Raw genomic sequence first — 16,432 nt, forward strand, 5'->3', positions numbered from 1 at the left:
ACACGCCGACACCACAGTCGAACAGATACGGGACCCGGACATCATGAGTGCGCCTCCCTCAGGATCCGCCAGCGGCAGCCCCAGCGCCGGTTACTACCCGGACCCGTCCATTCCCGGATATGTCCGCTACTGGAACGGCGCCGCCTGGGTGCCCGGCACCAGCCGTCCCGCCCCGCGCGAGGGCGAACCGCTCCCGGCGCCGCCCTCCGCAGCGGCCTCGCAGGCCGCGCCGCCGCCCACCGCCGCCGAGCCCGCCCCCGCCGAGGAGACGGGCCCGGTCTTCCTGGACGAGGACGCCGGAGAGATGGCGGGCCAGGAGCCGTCCACCGCCTGGCAGGCGGACGCGGCACGCCAGGACGGCTTCGCGGGGCAGCGCGAGGAGCGGATCTCCTGGGGCCGGCACGGCGAGGAGGGTCCCGGCGCCGAGGAGGCCGGCGGCCGGGTGCCCGAGGGCGGCACGTTCCAGATGCGGGCCCTCAGCCCGCAGCAGCTCAAGAGGCAGCAGGAGCAGGGTGGTCAGGCTCCGGCGGCCGTGCCCGAGCACACGGTGGGGCTGCGCCGTTCCGATGTCCTCAACTCCCAGGGCGCGCAGCAGGGTCCGCCCGCCGCGACGGCCCCGGGGGTGCCCGACCAGACCGCGCAGCCCCCGCAGGCGCCCCAGCAGCCGCAGCATCAGCAGGCCGCGCAGCACCCGCCGCAGCAGCCCGTACAGCAGCAGGCCCCGGCCCAACAGGCCCCGCCGCAGCAGCAGTCGCAGCCCCAGCCCCAGCAGCAACAGCCCCAGCAGGTCCCGCCGCAACAGCAGCAGGCCCCGCAGCCGCAGCAACAGCCGTCCGCACCACCGCAGCAGCAGGCCGCACCGCCGCAACAGCAGCACTGGGCCCAGCAGGTGCACGACCTCGCCGCCCAGTCCGGCGGCGCCCCCGTCGGCGCCAACTCCCCGTCGGCCGCCGCCCTTCCGCCCCAGCAGCAGGGCCCGGCGCAGCAGCAGAGCCCGGCGCAGGCGCAGGAGCCGGTCACGCCGTGGAAGCCGCCGGTCAACGACCCCTTCGCCCAGATGTCCCTGGACCAGGCCCGCCCCGCCGGGCTGGGCAAGCGCTTCGCGGCCCGGCTCGTGGACAACGTCCTCACCGGCGCCGTGGCCGCGGCCGTCACCGTGCCCTTCCTCGGCCAGGCCACGGCACACATCCAGGAGAAGATCGACGCCGTCCGGATGTCCGGCAGGACGGAGCGGGTCTGGCTGATCGACGGCACCACCGGCGTCTATCTCGCGATCGTCCTCGCCGTGCTGATCGCCTTCGGACTGCTCTACGAGGTGCTGCCGACGTCCCGTTGGGGCCACACCCTCGGCAAGAAGCTGTTCGGGCTGAAGGTGCTCGACGTCGAGCGGCAGGACACCCCGGACTTCGGCGCCGCCCTGCGCCGCTGGCTGGTGTACGGCGTGCTGGGCGCCGTCGCGGTCGGTGTCGTCAACGTCCTCTGGTGCGTCTTCGACCGCCCCTGGCGGCAGTGCTGGCACGACAAGGCGGCCCGGACGTTCGTCTCCAAGGACACCGGGGGAGTCCGTATCTGACGGACCCTCGGTTCCGTACGGGCCGCTGCTCCGTACGGCCTACGGGCCTTCCCCCCAACGCCGTCCGCCGGATGCGCCGGGGCCGGGCAGGAGATCCACTCGGGCCATGACTTCGGAGCAGCCCGAGAACGACCCCTTCCGCAAGCAGGAGCCCCCGCACGCGCCCCTGCCGCCGCCCCCCGAGGGCGGCGGCACGGCGTATCCCGGCAGCAGCCCGTACTCCGGCGACCCGTACTCGGGCAGTCCGTACGGGGGCGGCGCCGCTGCCGGCAGTCCGTACGGCGAGCCCGATCCGCTGGCCGGGATGCCCCCGCTGGCCTCGCGCGGTCTGCGGCTGCTGGCGCGGATCGTGGACGCGCTCATTGTCGGCATCCCCGTGGGCATCGTCATGGCGCTGCTGAACGGGGCCGCGAGCGGCGACGCGGCGCCCTGGGACTCGGGCAACACGGTCTCGCAGTCGATCGTCTACCAGCTCGTGTATCTCGTCTACGAGGGCCTGATGCTGACCCGCTCGGGCCAGACGCTCGGCAAGAAGCTGGTGAAGATCCGGGTCGCGGTGCTGCAGAACGGCCAGGTGCCGCAAGGGAGTCCGGGCTGGTTCCGGGCCCTGGCCTATTCGGTGCCGCCGGTCATCCCGTGCATCGGCTCGCTGTTCTGGCTGGTGAACGTCCTCTTCTGCACATGGGACAAGCCGTACCGGCAGTGCCTGCACGACAAGGTCGCGAAGACCGTCGTCGTGTCGGCTGACCAGTCAGCCGACCAGGAGGCCGGCACGGCCCGTTAGCGGGTCAGAGCGAGGGTTCGGCCATCCTGGACCCGGAGTTGGCACGCGGGGCCGCGGCGCCGGAGATGCGCTGCGGCGCGGCCGCGGAGGCGGCGCCGGCCGAAGAGGCGGCAGTGGGCGCGGAGTTCGCCGTACGGGCGGCCCGCGCCCGCTGCCGTGCCGGGCCCCGGCGCGCGGGGGAGCGGCGTATCAGACGGAAGCCCGGCGCGGTCAGTGCGACCAGCACGCCGACTGCGGTGGCCACGATGGCGATCACCGCGATTCCGGGGCCCGAGCGGGTCTGCGACAGCAGCAGCATCGCGAGGCCGGAGAAGATGACGGTGACGGAGCCGTAGGCAAGCTGTGCGGGGGTCGGACGCGGCATGGCGGGATCCGTCCTCAGAAGTCTGGGTGGAATGCGGAAGCCGATCGCTCGGCGATCAAGCCGGTACAAAAGGTGCGCCGCCGAACGACTCTACGGTGCCGATGCCCCCGCGGACAGCCCGGTAAGCGTGACCTTACCCACGCCGTGGAGGCACAGGGGGCGCACTGGCGCACGCCGCCCCTCGCGTCCCAACTGCCGGACGGGCGCCGGGGCTTGGCCAGTGGCCAGAATGATGTTCGCTTTTGTAATCTGACGGTCCCTTGGTTCAACGGCTGGGTGAGAGCGGCGAGTTCGGCCGCGACGCAGGACGGACCGTCAACTTCCGTGCGGGGGCGTATCGTTGGGAATTCGGCGGACGAGGGGAGGGCTCACGGCCGCCGGGCGCCACGACCAGCAGGGGAGTCCGTCAGTGAACTCTCGCAAAAGCCACGGAAGTTGAGCATTTGCGATCATGCTGTGAGTAAAAGTGCAGACCCCCGCAAAACGCCCACTCAGCACCGATCGAAACCGGCCACTCGGGGGTCCGGCGGGGGCGGGGAGGGGGTGCGTGCGGTACGACGATCACTCTTGAGGTGAATGCCTCGGTAAATTAATTTGCATCGTTGCAGGTCAAAACATGATCGGCCGAAGCCCCCCTAGCGGACGGCGCTCGATCGCGTTTAGATGCCTCCTGTGGACCTCGACCGGGGTCCCTCGTCGCAAGTCTCGCGGGGGAGATGTTGATCATGTCCAGAGGTGGATACGCCGAGCTTCCCGACGGAAGCGTGGTCGTCGCACTGACCCTGCCGCGGCCCGGTTCGCGCCCTGCTCTGCTGCCGGCGCGCCGTGCCGCGGTGCCCGACCCGCACCGGCGGCGCAGATGGTCGGCGCACGCCGACGAGGCGCACACGGTGCGGGCCGCGGAGGCGGCCCGCCGGCCCGGTGAGGAGCCGCGGGTCCGGGTGCTCGTGCACGCGCTGAACCGCTCCCGCGCCCTGACCCGGCTGCGGAATCTGGGGATGCGTGCCGTCTATCTGAACGGCAACAGCGAGCCGCCGACCCCCGACGAGGTCACGGCGGTGCTGCACCATCCGGACGGGCTGGTGTGGCGGGCCACGCCGGAGGGCGACCGGGGCCGCTGGCACCCGATCGCGGCCCTGCTGCGGAGCGCGGCCTAGCGGTCCGGAGGCCTCGCGGTCCGGCGGTTCCGGCAGGTCACTGCACCAGTGGCTTGCCGGTCAACTCCACGCCGGCGTCCCGGAGTTCCTCCAGCGCGCGTTCGGTGGTCGCCGCGGCCACCCCGGCGGTGAGGTCGAGCAGGACCTGGGCGCGGAAGCCCTCGCGGGCCGCGTCCAGGCCTGTCGCCCGTACGCAGTGGTCGGTGGCGATCCCGGCCACGTCGACCTCCCGCACGTGGCGGGCCCGCAGCCAGTCCGCCAGCGGCGTGCCGTACTCGTCGGCGCCCTCGAAGCCGCTGTAGGCCGCCGAGTACGCGCCCTTGTCGAAGACCGCGTCGAGCGCTCCGGCCGCCACGGCGGGCGCGAAGTTCGGGTGGAAGCCGACGCCCTCCGTGCCCGCCACGCAGTGCGGCGGCCAGGAGTGGGCGAAGTCGGGGTGCTCGGCGAAGTGGTCACCGGGGGCGATGTGGTGATCGCGGGTGGCCACGACGTACCGGTACCCCGCGGAGGCGTCCCCGATCAGCTCGGTGATGGCGGCGGCGACGTCCGCGCCGCCGGTGACGGCAAGGCTGCCGCCCTCGCAGAAATCGTTCTGCACATCGACGACGATCAGTGCCCGGTGCATGGCGCACACCTTTCGGCCGGAGTAGGGGACATCCCTGTACAGCACATGCCCGGCGGCACCGGGCATATCCCTCGGATCGCTCAGAGGTGCTCTGTCGGCAGCACGGGCTCGCCGCGCGACAGCTGGGTGGCCGACATCGGCAGCCCGGCCAGCGTCGCGGCGTGCCGTGCGCGGGCCGCCGAGAGGGGTTCGCGGCCCACGACGTCGCCGCCGCGCACCAGTTCAGTCTGCAGCAGCCGGTCCCGCAAGTGGTCCGGCACGGGTCCCGTGCCGACCACTTCGGACTCCGCCGTGCCGTCGTCGTCGACCGGGCGCGCGGCCCATTTCGCCCCGCCCACCGAGGACTTGCCGCCCATCGACTTCTTGGCGACGGCCCGCAGCGGCGCGTCCGGCGCGTCAGAGCCGGCCCGCGCGACGAGCTTGTAGACCATCGAGCAGGTGGGGTGGCCGCTGCCGGTCACCAGCTGGGTGCCGACGCCGTACGCGTCCACCGGGGAGGCCGCCAGCGAGCCGATCGCGTACTCGTCGAGATCGCTCGTCACCACGATCTTCGTCTCCTTGGCGCCGAGTTCGTCCAGCTGCTGCCGCACCCGGTGGGCGAGCAGCAGCAGGTCGCCGGAGTCGATCCGGACGGCGCCCAGTCCGGGCCCGGCCACCTCGACGGCCGCCTGTACGGCCTCGGCCACGTCGTACGTGTCGACCAGCAGCGTGGTGCCCGAGCCGAGGGTGTCGACCTGGGCCCGGAAGGCGTCGCGCTCGTTGTCGTGCAGCAGGGTGAAGGCGTGGGCGCTGGTGCCGACGGTGGGGATCCCGTACCGGTAGCCGGCCGCCAGGTCGGACGTGGAGTCGAAGCCGCCGACGTACGCGGCCCGGGAGGCGGCGACCGCGGCCAGCTCGTGGGTGCGCCGGGCGCCCATCTCCATCAGCGGCCTGCCGCCCGCGGCCACGGCCATCCGGGAGGCGGCGGCCGCCACGGCGGAGTCGTGGTTGAGGATCGAGAGGATCACGGTCTCCAGCAGCACGCACTCGCCGAAGCTGCCCTCGACGCGCAGTACGGGGGAGCCGGGGAAGTAGACCTCGCCCTCGGGATAGCCGTGGATGTCGCCGCTGAAGCGGTAGTCGGCGAGCCACTCCAGCGTCGGCCCGTCCACGACGCCGTTCTCTTCCAGGAAGGCCAGCTGCTGCTCGTCGAAGCGGAAGTTCTCGACCGCGTCCAGCACCCGGCCGGTGCCGGCGACCACGCCGTACCGGCGGCCCTCGGGGAGCCTGCGGGTGAAGACCTCGAAGACGGAGTGCCGTCCGGCGGTCCCGGCCTGCAACGCGGCCCGCAGCATCGTGAGTTCGTACTGGTCGGTGAAGAGCGCCGTGGACGGCACCGGCATCGGCAGTCCGCTGTCCGCAGAAGTCATGGAGGTGAGCGTACCTCAGATCTCGTCAGGGTGACGATATCGGCACGCGGATCCGCCGTGCCGCCCCGCCCGTGCCCCCGGCGGCGCCTCCGCCGGGCGCCCGTCCCTCCGTGGAGCGGGGACCGTTTGCGCGACCCGCCCTCGGGGGTGGCAGCATGGGACGCGTGAGTGTCGCCCCCACGGAGATCGAACGCCCGGAATCCGCCGAGGAACCCGTCGCGGTTCCCGAGCCGGACGTGCCCTGGGCCACCGTCGTGCACAACGACCCGGTGAACCTCATGAGCTACGTGACCTACGTCTTCCAGAGCTACTTCGGCTACTCCAAGGACAAGGCGAAGAAGCTGATGATGGACGTCCACCACAAGGGCCGCGCGGTCGTCTCCACCGGCAGCCGCGAGGAGATGGAGCGCGACGTGCAGGCGATGCACGGCTACGGCCTCTGGGCGACCCTGCAGCAGGACCGCTGAGATGGCGGGATATTTCGAGCCGACCGGCGACGGCGGCGCGGCCATCGCGCTGGACGAGGTCGAGATCTCGATTCTGCGCAGCCTCACCGTGCAGCTCCTGGAGCTGATCGGACCCGGCGACGAGCCGGCCGACGGCCCCGGCGAGGACGTGGACCCGCTGGACGCGCTGTTCTCCGAGGGCCCCTCCGAGCCGCCGTCCGACCCGGTGCTCGCGCGCCTCTTCCCCGACGCGTACGGCAGCGGCCCGGCCGCCGCGGAGAGCGGCGAGAGCGAGGAAGCCCGCGAGGCGTCCTCGGAGTTCCGCCGCTTCACGGAGAACGACCTGCGGACCGCCAAGCGCGAGGACGGCCTGACCGTCGTACGGGCGCTGGACTCGCTCACCCCGGCGGGCGACGCGGGCGCGGTGCTGCGGCTCGCCAAGGACGACTGCCGGCAGTGGCTCGGCGCGCTGAACGATCTGCGGCTCGCGCTCGGCACCCGGCTGGAGGTCACCGAGGACGAGGACGGCGGCGGGCTCTACTCGCTGCCCGACTCCGATCCGCGGAAGCCGATGGTCATGGCGTACCTCTGGCTCGGCGGGCTGCAGGAGAGCCTCGTCGAGACCCTCCTCCCGTAGCCCTCGGCGACCGCCCCGCAACGGGCCGGAAACGCCGCCCGCGCGGCTGTCACGGGATGGAAATGACGGGCCGTCACCCCTCAGTGATCTCCGCTATATGGGGAGTAACGCCCGACTAACGAACACATCACAGCGCCCGGCGTACTGCGCCGTATTTACGCCGCTGTCCGTTTTGCGCGTGACCTGTGCCACAGGATGTTGTCTCGCTCCGTGGTACACCTGCACGATCTGCGTCGGCCGCGCCACCCCTGCGTCCGGCGGAGTGCTGTTCCGGCCGACCGTCGGCAAGCAGATGACTCCATCCGGGGGGATCGGAACCCGATCCGGACATGCCGGGTCGGTATGGAGAAAGGCGCAGGACACTTATGACCTCTGAGCGGGTCGCGGACAGCACCGCAGCGACAGGCGGGGGCGGCAACGGCGCCGAACCCGTCGACGAGGGTTACGAGCGGGGACTGGGCAGCCGGCAGGTCCAGATGATCGCCATCGGCGGGGCCATCGGCGTCGGTCTCTTCATGGGCGCCGGGGCGAACATCGTCAAGGCCGGTCCCAGCATCATCCTGATGTACGCCCTCGCGGGCGTCGTCATCTTCTTCATCATGCGGGCGCTCGGCGAGCTCCTGATGTACCGGCCGGTCTCCGGCAGCTTCTCCGAGTACGCCCGGGAGTTCCTGGGCCCGTTCTTCGGGTTCGTCACCGGCTGGACGTACTGGCTGATGTGGGTCGTCACCGGTATGGCCGAGCTCACCGCGGCGGCCATCTATATCCACTTCTGGTTCCCCGAGATCCCGCAGTGGTTCAGCGCCCTGGTGTTCCTCGTGGTGCTCTTCGGCGTGAACCTGATCTCGGTGAAGATCTTCGGCGAGGTCGAGTTCTGGTTCTCGATGGTCAAGGTCACCGCGATCATCGGCATGATCGTGATCGGTCTCGGCGTGCTCACCCTCGGCTTCTCGGAGGCCGGTGACACGGCCGGCGTCAGCAACCTCACGGCACACGGCGGCTTCTTCCCGAACGGCATCGGCTCCAGCCTGATGACGCTCCAGGGCGTCATGTTCGCCTACCTGGCCGTCGAGCTCGTCGGCGTCACCGCGGGCGAGAGCGAGAACCCCAAGGAGACCCTGCCCAAGGCGATCAACACCCTGCCCTGGCGCATCATCATCTTCTACGTCGGCTCCCTCTCGGTGATCCTGGCCGTGGTCAAGTGGACCGAATTCAGCGAGGGCACCAGCCCGTTCGTGGCCGCCTTCGCCAAGATCGGCATCCCGCTCGGCGCCTCCATCGTGAACTTCGTGGTGCTCACCGCGGCCCTGTCGTCCTGCAACTCCGGGATGTACTCCACCGGCCGGATGCTGCGCGACCTCGCGGCCAACGCGGAGGCCCCGAAGCTCCTCGGCCGGCTCAACTCCCGCAAGACGCCGGCGACCGGCATCACCCTGTCGGCGATCATCATGAGCGTCGGCGTGATCCTCAACTACGTCGTCCCCGAGGAGGCGTTCGCGTACGTCACCTCGGTGTCCACCGCCTGCGGCATCTGGACCTGGATGATGATCCTGCTCAGCCACATCCGGTACCGCCGCGAGGTGGTCGCGGGACGGCTGCCCGCCTCGTCCTTCCCGGCGCCGGGCGGCTCGGTGCTCAGCTGGGTCGCGTTCGCGTGTCTCACCGGCGTGCTGGTCGTGGTCGCCCTGGACCCGGTCGCCCGGATCTCGCTCTACATCGGCCTGGGCTGGGGCGTGCTGCTCCTCCTCGGCTGGATGCTCTTCTTCCGCGACAGTGCCGCCGCGCACCGCAACGGCAAGGGGCTGGCGGACCGGGAGCGGTCCCTGTCGGGCGGCCGCGAGGACGGCTGACCCGCACGGCGGACCGCGACAGCGGGCCGGACCGTACCGCTCGGGGGTACGGTCCGGCCCGCTGCCGTACCCGCATATTGTGGCGGGCATGCTGACCATCACCCAGGAGCTGCACGACAAGATCGTCGCCCACGCCCGCGAGGACCACCCCGACGAGGCCTGCGGCGTGATCGCGGGACCGGAGGGCCAGGGCCGGCCCGAGCGCTTCATCCCGATGCTCAACGCGGCGCGCTCGCCCACGTTCTACGAGTTCGACTCCGCGGACCTGCTGAAGCTCTACCGCGAGATGGACGACAACGACGAGGAACCGGTCGTCGTCTACCACTCGCACACCGCCACCGAGGCCTACCCCTCGCGCACCGACATCACGTACGCCAACGAGCCCAACGCGCACTACGTGCTGGTCTCCACCGCCGAGTGCGGCAACGACGAAGGCCCGTTCTCCTTCCGCTCCTTCCGCATCGTGGACGGCACGGTGACCGAGGAAGAGGTCGAGGTCGTCGAGGCGTACTGAGCCGGCGCGTACCGGGCCCGCGGAGCCGCGACGGCAGCGGCTCCGGGACGGCCCCGCCGATCTGAGACAGAAGAGTCCGCATCATGAAACACGCATCCGATTCCGGGTCCGGGAATCGTTACGATGAGCCCATGGTTGTCCACGGCGTGAGCGCACTTCAGAAGACCCCGGGCATGCTGCTCGTGGGGCGCCTGCACGTCGATCTGTGCCGCCTCGCCAGCGCCATCTGTCAGCCGGCCGAGCGCCGCGCCGCCGCGTCCCACTGACCGCCGGGCCCGCCCGCCGCCACAGCGCGGCGCGGCCCGCCCCCACCGGCCCCGGGCGCGGCCTCCCCGCGCGTACCGCACAGGTACGCCGCCCACGCACGCACCCACACCACTCCCCGACAGGAGCCCACCATGGCCATCGAGGTCCGCATCCCGACCATCCTCCGCACCTACACCGACGGCGCGAAGTCCGTGACCGGCGAGGGCGCCACCATCGGTGAGCTCTTCCAGGACCTCGACAACCGGCACGAGGGCATCCAGGAGCGCGTCGTCGACGGCGGCGAGCTGCGCCGCTTCGTGAACGTCTACCTGAACGACGAGGACGTGCGGTTCCTCGACGGCATCTCCACCAAGCTGTCCGACGGCGACAACGTCACCATCCTTCCGGCAGTCGCCGGGGGCTCGCGCTGATGCGCTACGACTCACCGCTGGCCGCCGTGGGCAACACCCCGCTGGTGCGGCTGCCGCGCCTGTCCCCCTCCGACGACGTGCGGATCTGGGCCAAGCTCGAGGACCGCAATCCCACGGGCTCCGTGAAGGACCGCCCGGCCCTGCACATGATCGAACAGGCCGAGAAGGACGGCCGGTTGACGCCCGGCTGCACCATCCTGGAGCCGACCTCCGGCAACACCGGCATCTCGCTGGCGATGGCGGCCAAGCTCAAGGGCTACCGCATCGTCTGCGTCATGCCGGAGAACACCAGCGAGGAACGGCGCCAGCTGCTCGCCATGTGGGGCGCCGAGATCATCTCCTCCCCGGCCGCCGGCGGCTCCAACACCGCCGTGCGCGTCGCCAAGGAGAAGTCCGCGGAGAACCCGGACTGGGTGATGCTCTACCAGTACGGCAACCCGGACAACGCCGGTGCGCACTACGCCGGCACCGGCCCCGAGATCTTCGCGGACCTGCCGTCCGTGACGCACTTCGTCGCCGGACTCGGCACCACCGGCACCCTGATGGGCGCCGGCCGCTACCTGCGCGAGCAGAACCCGGACATCAAGATCGTCGCTGCCGAGCCGCGCTACGACGACCTCGTCTACGGGCTGCGCAACCTCGACGAGGGCTTCGTGCCCGAGCTGTACGACGAGTCGGTGCTCACCACCCGGTTCTCCGTCGGCTCCGAGGACGCCGTCACCCGTACGCGCGAACTCCTCGCCCAGGAGGGCATCTTCGCCGGCGTCTCCACCGGCGCTGCCCTGCACGCCGCCATCGGCGTGGGCCGCAAGGCCCAGCGCGCGGGCGAGAGCGCGGACATCGTCTTCCTCGTCGCCGACGGCGGCTGGAAGTACCTGTCCACCGGCATCTACACCGCCGAGTCCACGGACGCGGCGGTCGAGGCGCTGCAGGGCCAGCTCTGGGCCTGACCGCCGCCGCTCACGCCCCGCCCACTGCGCGGGGCGCCGGGCCCGCTCCCGCGCGAGCGGGCCCGCCCCACCCCCGCGCCGCCGGACCGCCACCGGCGGCGCTTCTCTTTGCCCCGGCGCAGCGCACGGCCGGGTTCCGAGGAGGCAGCACGAAGGGTGACGGCGCTACCCCGGGCCGGTGATTCCGCACACACCGGAGCCGTCCGGAGGAGTCAACGGCTGCCACGCGCCTTACGCTCGGGAAATCCCCTCACCCCGCGCCGCCCCCGGCATGGGGCCCACCTCACCGGCCGCCAACGGAGGTTCCCGCTCCATGAAGCTCACCGTCGTCGGCTGCTCCGGGTCGTTCCCGTCCGCGGATTCGGCCTGTTCGAGCTACCTCGTCGAGGCCGACGGCTACCGGCTGCTCCTCGACATGGGCAACGGAGCCCTCGGCGAGCTGCAGCGCCACTGCGGTCTCTACGACCTCGACGCGATCGCGCTCAGCCACCTGCACGCCGACCACTGCATCGACATGTGCGCCTACTGGGTGGCGCGTTACTACCGGCACGAGGGCGGCCGGTGCGCGCCGATACCGGTCTACGGGCCGGACGGCACGGAACAGCGGCTGGTCACCGCCTACGGGGACATCCCGTCGGAGCACGCCATGAGCGAGGTCTTCGGCTTCCGTACGCTCGCGTCCGGCCTCACGTTCGAGCTGGGCCCGTTCACCGTCCGCACGGAACTGGTCGCGCACCCCGTCGAGGCGTACGCCTTCCGGATCGAGCACCGGGAGACCGGCCGGACGCTGGTCTACTCGGGAGACACCGGCCCGTGCGCGGAGCTCGGCGCGCTCACCCGCGGCGCCGACCTGTTCCTCTGCGAGGCGTCGTTCACGGAGGGCAAGGAGGACATCCCCGACCTGCACCTGAACGGCACGGAAGCGGGCGTGTGCGCGCAGGAGGCCGGCGCGGGACGGCTGGTCCTCACCCACGTACCGCCGTGGACCGACGCGCAGATCAACCTGCGCGACGCGAAGTCGGTCTTCGACGGCCCCGTCGAACTGGCCCGCCCCGGCGCGGTGTACGTCGTCTGAGCACCCGCACACGGCGAAGGGGCCCGGAACCGCACACGGTCCCGGGCCCCTCGAACGTCCGTACGCCGGCCGCTACTTGGTGAGCTGCTCCTTGTCCTCCTTCGTCATGTCCTCCTCGGGCTCACGGCCCGGCGTGGGAATGTCGAAGCGGAGGATGGCGAAGCGGAAGACCGCGTAGTAGACGACCGCGAAGCAGAGCCCGACGAGCACCAGGAACCAGGGCTTGCTGGCGATGCCCAGGTTCAGCACGAAGTCGATCGCGCCGGCCGAGAAGCCGAACCCGTCCTTCATGCCCAGGGCCCAGGTCAGGGCCATCGAGACACCGGTGAGGACGGCGTGGATGCCGTACAGCACCGGCGCGATGAACATGAACGTGAACTCGATCGGCTCGGTCACGCCGGTGACGAAGGCGGTGAGCGCGAGCGAGAGCATCATGCCGCCGACGACCTTGCGCCGCTCCGGACGCGCGCAGTGGACGATCGCGAGGCAGGCGGCGGGCAGGGCGAACATCATGATCGGGAAGAAGCCGGTCATGAACTGTCCGGCGGTGGGGTCCCCGGCGAGGAAGCGGGCGATGTCGCCGTGCTTGCCGTCGTAGCTGCCGGCCTGGAACCAGGGGAACGAGTTGAGCAGGTGGTGCATGCCGACCGGGATCAGCGCCCGGTTGGCGACGCCGTAGATGCCGGCCCCGGTGGCGCCCGAACCGACCAGCCACTCACCGAAGTTGTGCAGACCGGTGCCCAGCACGGGCCATATGTAGCCGAAGACGATGGCGATCACGAGGCCCGCGAAGGACGACAGGATCGGGACCAGGCGGCGGCCGCCGAAGAAGCCCAGCCAGTCGGGGAGCTTCTTCCGGTGGTAGCGCTGGTAGAGCAGCGCCACCACGATGCCCATCACCACGCCGCCGAGCACACCCGCGTCGACGGGCGGCGCCACCTCGACGACCTTTCCGCCCTGCGCCTCCGGCACCTTCGGCATGCTCGGGTCGGTGAAGACCTCCAGCACGTTCTTGAAGACCAGGTAGCCGACGACGGCGGCCAGTCCTGTCGAGCCGTCCGACTTCTTGGCGAAGCCGACCGCGATGCCGACGGCGAACAGCAGCGGCATGTTGTCCAGCAGGGCGCTGCCGCCCGCGTTGAGGAACTCCGCGACGCGGTTCAGGAAGTCCGGGAAGCCGGCCCGGCCGAGCATGTCGTCCTGCCCCAGCCTGACCATCAGGGCGGCGGCGGGCAGGGTGGCGATCGGCAGCATGAGGCTGCGCCCGATGCGCTGGGCGACTGCCATCGCTCCCGCGCCCCGCTTCTTCGCGGGAGCCGCAGCGGCGTCCGTACTCATCGATCCTCCTGGTGAAACGGGCGCTGCTGAGGGGACGGCCCGCGAGGTGGTCAAACTCGGTCAGCACCACAACAGTGGTTTAGACCATTCTTAACATGTGCCCGGCCCCCCGCGGAACGGCCGAATCCCAATGGTTATCGACCGTTCTCCCGCGCCCCGCCCGGCCCTCGCGCCACCGCGGGCGGCGCACAGCGAGCGGCCCCCAAGTCCGGGGACTCGGGGGCCGCTTGGGTACCGCGCGGAGGACGTCGTACCCGACGCTCAGACGACCGGCGTCACTTGGTGTTCTCCTGCTCGAGCTCCTCGGCCAGCTCCTCCGGCTCCCGGCCCGGCGTCTTCAGATCGAACTTGACGATCACGAAGCGGAAGACCACGTAGTAGACCACCGCGAAGCACAGACCGATCGGGATGATCAGCCATGGCTTCGTCGCCAGGCCCCAGTTGATGACGTAGTCGATGAAGCCCGCGGAGAAGCTGAAGCCGTCGTGCACCCCCAGCGCCCACGTCACCGCCATCGAGACACCCGTGAGGATCGCGTGCAGCACGTACAGCAGCGGCGCGATGAACATGAAGGAGAACTCCAGCGGTTCGGTCACGCCCGTGACGAACGACGTCAGCGCCACCGAGAGCATCATGCCGCCGACGACCTTGCGCCGCTCCGGACGCGCCGCGTGCGTGATCGCCAGCGCCGCCGCCGGCAGCGCGAACATCATGACGGGGAAGAAGCCCGACGTGAACTGACCCGCCGTCGGGTCCCCGGCGAGGAACCGGTTGATGTCGCCGTGCACGATCGAACCGTCCGGCTTGGTGAAGTCCCCGAACTGGAACCACATGAAGGTGTTCAGGAACTGGTGCATGCCGATCGGGATCAGCGCACGGTTGAACACGCCGTAGACGCCCGACCCCCAAGCGCCCAGATCCACCATCCACTTGCTGAAGCTGGTGAGCGCGTCACCGATGGGCGGCCACACCCACAGACACAGCACCGAGACGACCAGCGCGACGAACGCCATCAGAATCGGCACCAGCCGCCGCCCGTTGAAGAAGCCCAGCCAGTCCACGAGCTTCACCCGGTGGAAGCGCATCCAGAACCAGCTCGCCAGCAGCCCCATCACGATGCCGCCGAACACCCCCGGATTCTGGTACGTCACCGGAGCCGTCGTACCGTCCTTCGCCAGACAGGTCCCGTTGCTGAACGAGGCACCCCCGGCGCACTCCGGGAACTGGTGGAGGATGTTGTAGTACACGAGGAAACCCGCCAGCGCCGCCAGCGCCGTCGAGCCGTCCGCCTTCTTCGCCATACCGATCGCGACGCCCACGCAGAACAGCAGCGGCAGACCGAGTGAGGAGTCCAGCAGCGCACTGCCGGCACCCATGAACACCTTCGCGACGTTGTTCCAGCCGAGCCCCTCCGCGCCGAACACATCCGGCTGGCCCAGCCGGTTGAGGATGCCGGCCGCGGGAAGCACCGCGATCGGCAGCTGCAGACTGCGCCCCATCTTCTGCAGCCCCTGGAACAGACCGGCCCTCCACTGGGGCGCGGGCTTGCCCCCCGAAGCCGCCGCGGTGCTGGAACTCACGAATCGCCTCCCGCCTGCCGGCCGGCCCCCGCTCCGCTCCGGTCATGCCCCGTGGGCGCGGGCCCGGCTGCCTGACGCATACTGGTGTAGACCTCTAGTGGCGTGATGCTCCGGCCGACGACCGGGGCGTGACGCCGGGTGATCGCCATAATTCGCTACGCACCGGGCATACGCCCGCGAACGTGGTCTGAACGTGGGCTAGCGTGAGAAAACACCCGCCACCAGCGGGACTCCGCCGCTCCGAGACATCAGGAGAGAGACATGGCCAGCAAGGCTGAGAAGATCGTCGCCGGACTCGGCGGCCTCGACAACATCGCCGAGGTGGAGGGCTGCATCACCCGCCTCCGCACCGAGGTGGAAGACGCCTCCCTCGTCGACGAGAAGGCCCTCAAGGCCGCCGGCGCACACGGCGTCGTCAAGATGGGCACCGCGGTCCAGGTCGTCATCGGCACCGACGCCGACCCCATCGCCGCGGAGATCGAAGACATGATGTGAGCGGACTCCCGTGACGCCCCGCGGCGACGGAGACGTAACGCCGCGGCGACGGAAAACCGTACGGCAAAGGCCTGTTCCCCTCGCCCGGAACGGGCCTTTCCGTATGGGCGGGCTAGGCTCGCCCCCATGTCACGTATCGACGGCCGAACGGCCGACCAGCTGCGCCCCGTCACGATCGAACGCGGCTGGAGCAAGCATGCCGAAGGCTCCGTCCTCGTCTCCTTCGGCGACACCAAAGTCCTGTGCACCGCCAGCGTCACCGAAGGCGTACCGCGCTGGCGCAAGGGCAGCGGCGAGGGCTGGGTCACCGGCGAATACGCCATGCTGCCCCGCGCCACCAACACCCGCGGCGACCGCGAATCCGTCCGCGGCAAGATCGGCGGCCGCACCCACGAGATCTCCCGCCTCATCGGGCGCTCCCTGCGCGCCGTCGTGGACTTCAAGGCGCTGGGCGAGAACACCATCGTGCTCGACTGCGACGTCCTCCAGGCCGACGGCGGCACCCGCACCGCCGCCATCACCGGCGCGTACGTCGCCCTCGCCGACGCGATCGCCTGGGCCCAGGAAAAGAAGCTGATCAAGGCAAAGAATCAGCCCCTCACCGGCACCGTCTCCGCGATCAGCGTCGGCATCGTCGACGGTGAACCGCTGCTCGACCTCTGCTACGAGGAAGACGTGCGCGCCGAGACCGACATGAACGTCGTCTGCACCGGCGACGGCCGCTTCGTTGAGGTCCAGGGCACCGCCGAGGGCGAGCCCTTCGCCCGCGAAGAGCTCAACTCGCTGCTCGACCTGGCCGTCAAGGGCTGCCTCCAGCTCGACGGCGCACAGCGGACCGCCCTCGGCGACTGACCTTCCGCGCGCGGCGCGGACGGCCATCCGCGCCGCGCGGAACAATTTCCGGGCGGCACGGGGAAACTTTGCGCTCCATTGAAGCGTCATGAGAGGTACGGGCCGT

General features: G+C 70.7%; 18 protein-coding genes. 13 read left to right on the forward strand and 5 right to left on the reverse strand.

Going from position 1 to position 16,432, the window contains the following annotated elements; all coding sequences use genetic code 11:
* Positions 1-43: 43 nt before the first annotated feature.
* On the forward strand, positions 44-1,573 hold the full coding sequence (locus AC3AGO_RS21595) for an RDD family protein (protein ID WP_487821867.1): 1,530 nt from the start codon (positions 44-46) through the stop codon (positions 1,571-1,573).
* Between the two features lie 106 nt (positions 1,574-1,679).
* A complete protein-coding gene (locus AC3AGO_RS21600; RefSeq protein ID WP_487821868.1) occupies positions 1,680-2,357 on the forward strand; it encodes an RDD family protein in 678 nt (225 codons plus the stop codon).
* A 4-nt stretch (positions 2,358-2,361) separates the two neighbouring features.
* Here the strand turns inward: AC3AGO_RS21600 and AC3AGO_RS21605 are convergent, their stop codons facing one another.
* Positions 2,362-2,721 (reverse strand): hypothetical protein, encoded by a 360-nt coding sequence (locus AC3AGO_RS21605; protein WP_487821869.1) that lies wholly within the window; start codon positions 2,719-2,721, stop codon positions 2,362-2,364.
* An 890-nt stretch (positions 2,722-3,611) separates the two neighbouring features.
* Here AC3AGO_RS21605 and AC3AGO_RS21610 point away from each other — a divergent pair.
* Positions 3,612-3,878, forward strand: a complete 267-nt coding sequence (locus AC3AGO_RS21610) for a hypothetical protein (RefSeq protein WP_487824751.1) — start codon at positions 3,612-3,614, stop codon at positions 3,876-3,878.
* 37 nt (positions 3,879-3,915) lie between these two features.
* On the opposite strand, the gene AC3AGO_RS21615 is transcribed toward AC3AGO_RS21610, so the two are convergent.
* Together AC3AGO_RS21615 and AC3AGO_RS21620 are read right to left on the reverse strand one after the other, a co-directional pair.
* Entirely contained in the window at positions 3,916-4,503 is a 588-nt protein-coding gene (locus AC3AGO_RS21615; protein ID WP_487821870.1) for an isochorismatase family protein, read from the reverse strand.
* An 80-nt stretch (positions 4,504-4,583) separates the two neighbouring features.
* Complete coding sequence (locus tag AC3AGO_RS21620) at positions 4,584-5,912, reverse strand: nicotinate phosphoribosyltransferase (protein ID WP_487821871.1); 1,329 nt, start codon at positions 5,910-5,912, stop codon at positions 4,584-4,586.
* 155 nt (positions 5,913-6,067) lie between these two features.
* Between AC3AGO_RS21620 and clpS the strand changes: the two genes are divergently transcribed.
* The 8 genes from clpS to AC3AGO_RS21660 all read left to right on the forward strand — a co-directional run bounded on the left by clpS (position 6,068) and on the right by AC3AGO_RS21660 (position 12,061).
* Positions 6,068-6,379 carry an ATP-dependent Clp protease adapter ClpS gene (gene clpS, locus AC3AGO_RS21625; protein ID WP_487821872.1) on the forward strand — a complete coding sequence of 104 codons (312 nt, stop codon included), beginning with the start codon at positions 6,068-6,070 and terminating at the stop codon, positions 6,377-6,379.
* Between the two features lies 1 nt (position 6,380).
* On the forward strand, positions 6,381-6,995 hold the full coding sequence (locus AC3AGO_RS21630) for a DUF2017 domain-containing protein (RefSeq protein WP_487821873.1): 615 nt from the start codon (positions 6,381-6,383) through the stop codon (positions 6,993-6,995).
* 365 nt (positions 6,996-7,360) lie between these two features.
* On the forward strand, positions 7,361-8,845 hold the full coding sequence (locus AC3AGO_RS21635; protein ID WP_487821874.1) for an amino acid permease: 1,485 nt from the start codon (positions 7,361-7,363) through the stop codon (positions 8,843-8,845).
* Between the two features lie 88 nt (positions 8,846-8,933).
* Positions 8,934-9,359 (forward strand): M67 family metallopeptidase, encoded by a 426-nt coding sequence (locus tag AC3AGO_RS21640; protein WP_487821875.1) that lies wholly within the window; start codon positions 8,934-8,936, stop codon positions 9,357-9,359.
* Positions 9,360-9,490: 131 nt separating this feature from the next.
* Positions 9,491-9,625 carry a putative leader peptide gene (locus AC3AGO_RS21645; RefSeq protein ID WP_487821876.1) on the forward strand — a complete coding sequence of 45 codons (135 nt, stop codon included), beginning with the start codon at positions 9,491-9,493 and terminating at the stop codon, positions 9,623-9,625.
* Between the two features lie 132 nt (positions 9,626-9,757).
* On the forward strand, positions 9,758-10,036 hold the full coding sequence (locus AC3AGO_RS21650) for a MoaD family protein (RefSeq protein WP_487821877.1): 279 nt from the start codon (positions 9,758-9,760) through the stop codon (positions 10,034-10,036).
* Positions 10,036-10,986 (forward strand): PLP-dependent cysteine synthase family protein, encoded by a 951-nt coding sequence (locus AC3AGO_RS21655; RefSeq protein ID WP_487821878.1) that lies wholly within the window; start codon positions 10,036-10,038, stop codon positions 10,984-10,986. Before AC3AGO_RS21650 ends, AC3AGO_RS21655 begins: the two co-directional genes overlap by 1 nt.
* A gap of 313 nt (positions 10,987-11,299) precedes the next feature.
* The gene (locus AC3AGO_RS21660; RefSeq protein WP_487821879.1) at positions 11,300-12,061 is read left to right on the forward strand and encodes an MBL fold metallo-hydrolase; all 762 of its coding nucleotides are present in this window, start codon (positions 11,300-11,302) and stop codon (positions 12,059-12,061) included.
* Positions 12,062-12,133: 72 nt separating this feature from the next.
* Here the strand turns inward: AC3AGO_RS21660 and AC3AGO_RS21665 are convergent, their stop codons facing one another.
* Both AC3AGO_RS21665 and AC3AGO_RS21670 read right to left on the reverse strand, forming a co-directional pair.
* Positions 12,134-13,399, reverse strand: coding sequence for a PTS transporter subunit EIIC (locus AC3AGO_RS21665; protein ID WP_487821880.1), 1,266 nt, complete (start codon positions 13,397-13,399; stop codon positions 12,134-12,136).
* Positions 13,400-13,674: 275 nt separating this feature from the next.
* Complete coding sequence (locus tag AC3AGO_RS21670; protein WP_487821881.1) at positions 13,675-14,979, reverse strand: PTS transporter subunit EIIC; 1,305 nt, start codon at positions 14,977-14,979, stop codon at positions 13,675-13,677.
* A gap of 261 nt (positions 14,980-15,240) precedes the next feature.
* On the opposite strand from AC3AGO_RS21670, the gene AC3AGO_RS21675 reads away from it, so the two are divergent.
* Positions 15,241-15,474: a PTS sugar transporter subunit IIB gene (locus AC3AGO_RS21675; protein ID WP_487821882.1), complete on the forward strand. Its 234-nt coding sequence runs from the start codon at positions 15,241-15,243 to the stop codon at positions 15,472-15,474.
* Between the two features lie 126 nt (positions 15,475-15,600).
* Complete coding sequence (gene rph, locus AC3AGO_RS21680) at positions 15,601-16,326, forward strand: ribonuclease PH (RefSeq protein WP_487821883.1); 726 nt, start codon at positions 15,601-15,603, stop codon at positions 16,324-16,326.
* The last annotated feature ends 106 nt before the right edge of the window (positions 16,327-16,432 follow it).

The organism is Streptomyces sp. BL1 (assembly GCF_057628045.1).

Excerpts from the sequence above, each read along its gene's own strand:
- AC3AGO_RS21595 (WP_487821867.1), top strand. The coding sequence starts at position 44 with ATGAGTGCGCCTCCCTCAGGATCCGCCAGCGGCAGCCCCAGCGCCGGT.
- AC3AGO_RS21600 (WP_487821868.1), top strand. The coding sequence starts at position 1,680 with ATGACTTCGGAGCAGCCCGAGAACGACCCCTTCCGCAAGCAGGAGCCC.
- AC3AGO_RS21605 (WP_487821869.1), bottom strand. The coding sequence starts at position 2,721 with ATGCCGCGTCCGACCCCCGCACAGCTTGCCTACGGCTCCGTCACCGTC.
- AC3AGO_RS21615 (WP_487821870.1), bottom strand. The coding sequence starts at position 4,503 with ATGCACCGGGCACTGATCGTCGTCGATGTGCAGAACGATTTCTGCGAG.
- AC3AGO_RS21620 (WP_487821871.1), bottom strand. The coding sequence starts at position 5,912 with ATGACTTCTGCGGACAGCGGACTGCCGATGCCGGTGCCGTCCACGGCG.
- clpS (WP_487821872.1), top strand. The coding sequence starts at position 6,068 with ATGGGACGCGTGAGTGTCGCCCCCACGGAGATCGAACGCCCGGAATCC.
- AC3AGO_RS21630 (WP_487821873.1), top strand. The coding sequence starts at position 6,381 with ATGGCGGGATATTTCGAGCCGACCGGCGACGGCGGCGCGGCCATCGCG.
- AC3AGO_RS21635 (WP_487821874.1), top strand. The coding sequence starts at position 7,361 with ATGACCTCTGAGCGGGTCGCGGACAGCACCGCAGCGACAGGCGGGGGC.
- AC3AGO_RS21640 (WP_487821875.1), top strand. The coding sequence starts at position 8,934 with ATGCTGACCATCACCCAGGAGCTGCACGACAAGATCGTCGCCCACGCC.
- AC3AGO_RS21645 (WP_487821876.1), top strand. The coding sequence starts at position 9,491 with ATGGTTGTCCACGGCGTGAGCGCACTTCAGAAGACCCCGGGCATGCTG.
- AC3AGO_RS21650 (WP_487821877.1), top strand. The coding sequence starts at position 9,758 with ATGGCCATCGAGGTCCGCATCCCGACCATCCTCCGCACCTACACCGAC.
- AC3AGO_RS21655 (WP_487821878.1), top strand. The coding sequence starts at position 10,036 with ATGCGCTACGACTCACCGCTGGCCGCCGTGGGCAACACCCCGCTGGTG.
- AC3AGO_RS21660 (WP_487821879.1), top strand. The coding sequence starts at position 11,300 with ATGAAGCTCACCGTCGTCGGCTGCTCCGGGTCGTTCCCGTCCGCGGAT.
- AC3AGO_RS21665 (WP_487821880.1), bottom strand. The coding sequence starts at position 13,399 with ATGAGTACGGACGCCGCTGCGGCTCCCGCGAAGAAGCGGGGCGCGGGA.
- AC3AGO_RS21675 (WP_487821882.1), top strand. The coding sequence starts at position 15,241 with ATGGCCAGCAAGGCTGAGAAGATCGTCGCCGGACTCGGCGGCCTCGAC.
- rph (WP_487821883.1), top strand. The coding sequence starts at position 15,601 with ATGTCACGTATCGACGGCCGAACGGCCGACCAGCTGCGCCCCGTCACG.